Origin of the sequence: Desertihabitans aurantiacus (genome assembly GCF_003344635.1) — a bacterium.
Classification (GTDB): domain Bacteria; phylum Actinomycetota; class Actinomycetes; order Propionibacteriales; family Propionibacteriaceae; genus Desertihabitans; species Desertihabitans aurantiacus.
In genome coordinates this window covers 1-6,937 of the sequence record NZ_QPKK01000206.1, presented here as the reverse complement: position 1 = coordinate 6,937, position 6,937 = coordinate 1, and the positions used below count along the sequence as shown (strand labels likewise).

General features: G+C 75.2%; 5 protein-coding genes. All 5 read right to left on the bottom strand.

Annotated elements, in window-relative coordinates:
- A partial coding sequence (locus DVA66_RS14925) for a ComF family protein (RefSeq protein WP_408608917.1) occupies nucleotides 1-274 on the bottom strand: 274 nt, incomplete at its 3' end.
- 149 nt (nucleotides 275-423) lie between these two features.
- Nucleotides 424-2,511, bottom strand: coding sequence for a sensor histidine kinase (locus DVA66_RS14920; protein WP_157974029.1), 2,088 nt, complete (start codon nucleotides 2,509-2,511; stop codon nucleotides 424-426).
- Nucleotides 2,512-2,649: 138 nt separating this feature from the next.
- Entirely contained in the window at nucleotides 2,650-4,407 is a 1,758-nt protein-coding gene (locus DVA66_RS14915) for a GerMN domain-containing protein (protein WP_114560794.1), read from the bottom strand.
- Nucleotides 4,404-6,074, bottom strand: a complete 1,671-nt coding sequence (gene mtrB, locus DVA66_RS14910) for an MtrAB system histidine kinase MtrB (RefSeq protein WP_269801629.1) — start codon at nucleotides 6,072-6,074, stop codon at nucleotides 4,404-4,406. Before mtrB ends, DVA66_RS14915 begins: the two co-directional genes overlap by 4 nt.
- Before the next feature lie 10 nt (nucleotides 6,075-6,084).
- The gene (gene mtrA / locus DVA66_RS14905) at nucleotides 6,085-6,804 is read right to left on the bottom strand and encodes an MtrAB system response regulator MtrA (protein ID WP_269801630.1); all 720 of its coding nucleotides are present in this window, start codon (nucleotides 6,802-6,804) and stop codon (nucleotides 6,085-6,087) included.
- Between the last annotated feature and the right edge of the window lie 133 nt (nucleotides 6,805-6,937).

Here is a 6,937-nt window from a genome sequence, read left to right as displayed (position 1 = left end):
CCACCGCCAGCGCCAGCCGCCGGCCCAGCAGCGGCGCCAGCCACCACGCCTGGCGCTCCTTGTAGGCCGTCAGCAGCTGCCGCGTCGCCCCGGCGTACCCGCCGGCCGCCAGCACCACCTCCTCCTCCGTACCGTGCCGTGGGTGCCACCGCTGCAGCCGCCCGCCCTCGAGCTCGGCCCGGCAGGCGGCGCAGCAGCCCAGCCCGGCCGTCCCGCACCCCGGGCACTGCGCGCCCAGCACCAGGTCCGCCGCCGCATCCACCCACGTCCGCACGCGGTGACCCTTGGCCGCTCGCCGTCACCCGGACGCCGGTCGTGCGCGGGCTGTGGACGGCGGGGCGCTTGTGGACGGCCGGGAGATGCCGCCCCCCGACAGGCTCAGGCGCTGGGCTCGGATTCGCTGCACCGTGTGCCGGGTCCGGGTCAGCGGTCGCCGGGCGGGAGCTCCATGGTGAAGGTGGTGCACGCGCCGGGTTCGCTCTCCACCCGCAGCGAGCCGTGCATGGCGTGGACGAGCTGACGGGCGATGGCCAGCCCCAGGCCGGTGCCCTCCTTCGCCCGGGTGTCGCTCTGGTCGGCCTGCACGAAGCGGTCGAAGATCTGCTCGAGCTTGTCCGGCGGGATCCCCGGGCCGGTGTCGCGCACGGCGACGGCGACCGCACCCCGTCCACCCAGCCCCGCCGGGTGGCGGCTGAGCACCACGTCGACCTGGCTCCCGGACGGTGCGTACTTGGCGGCGTTGGAGAGGAGGTTGGTGAGCACCTGGTGGATGCGGTCCGGGTCGCCCCACGCGATGTGGTCCCCCGGGGCCGGGTGCACGACGACCTGCACCTCGCGGGCGGTGAAGAGCAGCCGGCTGTGCTCGACGGCCCGCTGCGCCAGCTCGGCCAGGTCGACGTCGGTCGGGAACAGCGGGAACCGGCCCGACTGGAGGCGTTCGACGTCGAGCAGGTCGTCCACCAGCCGGCTGAGCCGCTCGGTGCTCTCCGAGGCGATCCGCACCATCGGCACCGCCTGCGGAGCCACCGGTCCGAGCCGGCCGTCGGCCATCAGCCCCAGCACGCCGCGGATGGAGGTGAGCGGGGTGCGCAGCTCGTGGCTGACGGTGGAGACGAACTCCGACTTCATCCGCTCCACCCGCTCCTGCCCGCGAAGGTCGCGCAGGGCCACCACGCAGCCGGTGGTGCGACCGCTGCGACTCAGCGGGCTGACCGTCAGCTGGACCGGGACCAGGGTGCCGTCGGGCTGGCGGCAGTGCGTCCGGCCGGTGCTGACCCGTCCGTTCTCGACGGCCTCACCGACCCACCCCAGCGGCCGCGACGGCGGGACGCCGCCGTCGGGGTCGAGCACCACCACCTCGGCCAGCGGCCGGCCCACCAACCGGGTCCGCGGCCAGTCCAGCAGGGTCGCCGCCGCGGCGTTGGCGTAGGTCAGCCGCGCGTCCAGGTCGGCGGCCAGGACGCCGTCGCCGACCGAGGCCGCGACCGCCTCGGAGAGCTCGGCCGACTCGCGCAGCTGCTCGGTGCGCTGCTCGACCAGCCGGGTCAGCCCCCGGCGCAGCCGCAGGTTGTCGTAGGTGACGAGCAGCTCGCGCAGCCCCACCGCCACCGCCGTCAGCACGCCCAGCACCCGGACCGGGGTCGAGATCCCCCCGAGCGGGCCCGCCATCAGGACCACGGCGGCGCCGACCAGGCAGAGGTAGACCGTCGCCGTCCCCAGCATGGGTCGGTCGGCGACCCCCTGCGTGCCCGGCCGGGACGGGCGGTCGGGGGACAGCACGGCGACGATGATGCTGAGGTAGCCGACGAACCAGCCCAGGTCGGTGGGCTCCCCGGTGGGGGCGGGGCCGGCGGCGAGCTGGCGGAGCGCGAACCCGGTGTCGGCCACGCCGATGCAGATGAAGCCGAGGGCGGCGGCGTAGAAGCGCGCGTGGTCGGCCGGCGGTGAGCGCAGCACCATGATGACGAGCACGGTGACCACGACGCAGTCGGCCACCGGCAGCACCAGGACGCTCCACGCGGTGACGTCGCGACCGAGGTCGGGGCGGACCGCGGCGACGGCGCCGAGCAGGATGCACAGCAGCGACAGCCCGACCACCAGACCGTCGGCGAGGACGCGGGCCAGCCCGATCCGGCCGAGCGGGACCGAGGGGTGGTGCAACGCGCCGGTGGACCCGACCAGGATGGCCGCCACCGTGGCCACCACCAGCGTGGACGCCGACTGGCCCGTCGGCGGCAGCAGCAGCACCACGTTGCCGACCGCGGCCAGCAGGCACCCTCCCGCGAACAGCTGCCAGGCCCGCCGACGGCGCGGGTCGGCCTGGGTGCGACCACGCAGCCACAGCGCGGCGGCGGCCGAGAACATCAGGCCCAGGACGCCCCAGTCGCTGACCGTGGCCCGCACGGGCTGGGGCAGCGGGCTGAGCAGCACCGCCGCGGCGGCCAGCACGACGGCGCCGCCCACCGGGAGGTACCAGCGGCTCGCCAGCACCCCTGCCAGGTCGCCCCGCACCCAGACCTCCTCCACACTCGGCTGCGGGTCGCGCACCCGCGCGGGAGACCGGGGTCACGCCGCGGAGGCGACCCTAGCGAGCACGGGGCGCACCGTCACCGGTGTGTCCAGGGGTGCGCCCCGGCGGCCGGCCCCGGGTCACCCCCGGTAGGCCGCCGCCCGGACACCCTGCATCTTCTCGGGCCAGGAGAAGTCGGTCTCGCGGACCCAGAGCTGGCCGTCGCGGCCGACCACGGCGGCCGGGGCGGTCTGGTCGGAGGCGTGGGCGTGCAGCGACCGGGCCGACCAGCTGCCGGAGCCGACCTGGTTCATCCCCGCACCGTCCTGGTCGACGGTCCACGGCAGCAGCGGGCCGTCGGGGGTGGTGGCGCCGAGGACGAGCAGCGAGGTCGCGCTGGTCCACTCGACCGCGGCGACCGTGGTGGGGCCGCTGCGGCCGCTGGAGACCAGCGGCAGCCGCCGCCAGGAGTCCACCCGGGGGTCGTCGCCCCGGGTGATGAGGGCCAGCCCGAGCTCGGTGCCGGCCGCCGTGCGCCGCACCACCGCCATCCGGGTGGCGTCGGGCGAGACGGCGAAGTCGACCAGCTCGGCGTCCTCCAGCACCGGCGCCCCGACCCGCAGCGGCTGCTCGTCGCGGACCACCCAGAAGCCCGGCTCCGGCCCGGACGCCGCCGTCCACAGCTCGTCGAAGCGGTCCCACTGCGGCGCCAGCAGCCCCTGCTGGCCCTCCAGCACCGTCACCAGCGCGGCCTCGGGGGCGGAGTCGGCGACCAGCAGCCGGCTGCGGTCGCCGGTGACCACCGCGGCCTTCGGCATCGGGTCGTTGGAGACCGCGAGGCCGGCGACCGGCTCGGTCCAGCCGCCCAGCGGCCCGTCCAGCGGACGCACCTCGTAGGGCAGCACGTCGTCGCGGGTGCTGCCGATCCCCTGCTCGGTGGCGACGTAGAGCGCGGAGTCCAGGGCGGGTACCGGGGAGAAGTACTGGTAGGCGTTCAGCGGCAGCACCCCGCCGGGGTCCTGGCCGGGCACGACGTAGGGCATCCCGTCGACGAGGAAGCGCACCGCGGTGATCTGCGGCAGCTGGCGCAGCGTCCAGACCACCTGCGCGGCCATCCGGGTGCGCTGCTCGTTGTTCAGCGTGTCCACGGTGGCGCTCAGCGAGACGTCGGCCACCCCGCCCGCGTCGACCGGGATCGACAGCCCCAGCTCGGTGCCCTCGGGGACGGCCGAGACGACCGCCTCCCGCAGCCAGGACGTCGGCCCGTCCAGCATGGCCCGCAGCAGGGTGGTGGCGGACTGGCTGCCCCGCGGCACGTAGATCGGGTCGGGCACCAGGGTGCTGAACTCGGGGTTGAAGTAGTAGACGTTGACGTCGTCGTAGAAGCGCTCGAACAGGTACTGCGAGATCAGCAGCCCGTCGGGCGGGTTGCCGATCCGCCACTCCCCCGCGGCGTCGCGGCGCATCTCGAAGTCGATCCGGTAGCGGCGGTCCTGGCGTTGGAACGCCCCACCGGCGTCCACCACCGCCACCAGCGGGCGGTCCAGCACCACCGTCTCGCCGGTGCTCACCGGGGAGCCGGAGTCGTAGACGATCACCGCGCGCTCGGGCCGCCAGCTGTCGCGCACCTCCTCGGCCAGGTACTCCCGGGCGACGGAGTAGTCGGTGCGGTAGTTCGCCATGGCGTGCAGGAAGCCCTCCACCACCAGCGCGGGCGAGGCGCCGGCGGCCGGCGGCTGCGGCTCGATCTCCACCGGCCCGCTGGGGGCCGGGCTGGCGGTGCCGCCGCCCTCGACCGGTCCGCTGGTCGGCACCGACAGGCAGCTCGTGAGCAGCGCCAGCAGCAGCGGCAGCAGCAGCCAGGCGGGCCGGTCCGCCCGGGCGCGTCGCGAGCTCACCGTGGCTCCTCGGCCGAGGCGGTCAGCTGGTGCTGGACCGCACGCCCCCCGCGGCCCTCGACCGCGCGGGGGCCTCCGGGTGGGGGCAGCCCGGGCAGGGTGAGGTCGCGCGGGATGGCCGGCAGCGGCGACATCCGTATCATCCCGCCCCGCACCCGCGGCACGGTGAGGCGGAACTGCGCGCCCATCCCGGGACGTCCCCACGCGTTCAGCCAGCCCGAGTGCAGCCGGGCGTCCTCCAGCGAGATCGCCAGCCCGAGCCCGGTGCCGCCGACGGTGCGGGCCCGGGCCGGGTCGGCTCGCCAGAAGCGGTGGAAGACCTGCTTGGCCTGTGCCGCCTCGAAGCCGATGCCGTGGTCGCGGACGGCCACCGCCACGGCGTCCTCGTTGCCTTCGACCCAGATGTCGATCGGGCGGCCCTCGCCGTGCTCGATGGCGTTGGTGATGAGGTTGCGCAGGATCCGGGTGATCCGTCGCGGGTCCACCTCGGCGGTGCAGGGCCGGGTGGGCCGGATGATCGTCAGCGGGGTGCCGCTGCGCTCGGCGAAGGCGCGCTGGGCCGCGACCTCCCGCTCCACCAGGTCGAGCACGTCGGTCTCCTCGGTCTGCAGCACGGCGGCGCCGGCGTCGAACCGGGAGATCTCGAGCAGGTCGCCGAGCAGCCCCTCGAACCGGTCCACCTCGTGGTAGAGCAGCTCGGCCGACCGGGCGGCCAGTGGCTCCAAGTCCTCGCGGGCGTCGTGCAGCACCTCCGCGGCCATCCGGACGGTGGTGAGCGGGGTGCGCAGCTCGTGGCTGACGTCGGAGACGAAGCGTTGCTGCACCCGCGACAGCTCCTCCAGCTGCTCGATCTGCTTCTGCAGCTCCGAGGCCATGAAGTTCATCGAGGTCGCCAGCCCCGCCAGGTCGTCGCTGCCGCGGACGCGCAGCCGGTCGTCCAGGTGACCGGCGGCGAGCCGGCCGGCGGTCAGCCGGGCCTCCCGCACCGGGTCGACCACCTGGCGGGCCACCAGCGCGGCGACCGCGGTCAGCGCCAGCACCAGCAGCGTGCCGGTGGTGACCACGGCCCGCTGCACCACCTGCAGGGTCTCCATCTCCGAGGTCAACGGGAAGAGGAAGTAGATGGCGTAGCGGCCAGTGCCCGGGGCGACCAGCGAGCCGCCGACGGCGAGCCCGGGCACCGGCGGCGTGCCGTCGGTCCAGGCGATCTCGGTCGGGGTCACCCAGGTGCCCTCCGCCTCGCCGACCCGGCTGCGCAGCATCTCCGGGACGCTGGTCGCCGAGACCCGCGGGGACTGGATGTCGGAGACCGGACCCTGCACCACGACCTCGTACTGGCCGCCACTGGCTCCCCGGTTGACCACCTCCACCGCCAGCCGGGTGAGCACCTCGTTGACGTTCGAGGTGGCCAGGTCGGCGGCCTGCAGCGAGCGCTGCGCGGTGTCCAGCGCGACCGCGGCCTCGGCCAGCGCGGCCTGCTGCTTGGCGCGCAGGATGCCGTCGGTGGCCTGCTGCATCAGCAGGAACCCGCCCAGCAGCATCACCACGGTGGAGGCGCCCAGGGTGGAGGCGATCACCCGCAGCGGCAGCGAGCTCCACCACAGCCGGCTCGGGGTGCGCAGCAGCCGCTCCCACCAGGGGCGGACGCGCTCGGCCAGGGTCGCCACCGCGACCGTCCTAGCCGCCGGCCTTGTAGCCGATGCCGCGGACCGTGACGACGATCTCGGGACGCTCGGGGTCGCGCTCGACCTTGGAGCGCAGCCGCTGCACGTGCACGTTGACCAGCCGGGTGTCGGCGGCGTGCCGGTAGCCCCACACCTGCTCCAGCAGCACCTCCCGGCTGAACACCCGGCGCGGGTTCTTGGCCAGCGCGAGCAGCAGGTCGAACTCGAGCGGGGTGAGGGCGATCTCGCTGCCGTCGCGGCGCACGGAGTGGCCCTCGACGCTGATCGTGAGGTCGCCGATCTGGAGCACGTCGGCGTCCTCGGCCTGCGGACGCCGGCGGAGCCGGGTGCGGATCCGGGCCACCAGCTCCTTGGCCTTGAACGGCTTGGCCACGTAGTCGTCGGCGCCGGCCTCCAGCCCGGCCACCACGTCGATGGTGTCGGAGCGGGCGGTGAGCATCACCACCGGCACCCCTGACTCGGCGCGGATGTCGCGGCAGACGTCCACCCCGTCCCGGCCGGGCAGCATCACGTCGAGCAGCACCAGGTCGGGCTGGTGCTCGCGGAAGGCGGCCAGCGCGGCGTCGCCCTGCCCGACCCAGAGCGGCTCGAAGCCCTCCTGGCGCAGCACGATCTGCAGCATCTCGGCGAGGGCGGCGTCGTCGTCGACCACGAGGACGCGCTTGCGCTGGCCCGTCCTGTCCGGGTCCGACCCCCGTCCGGTCTCCGACACCCGTCCCGCGTCCGACACCGCTGCCCCTTCCCGTCGCTGCGCCCGCTGCGGGCACGGCACGCCTGCCGAGGCGGGCGCTCGAACCTGCATCCTACTGCCCGGTACGACGCCCGCCGCGGGACGCGGCGGGCCG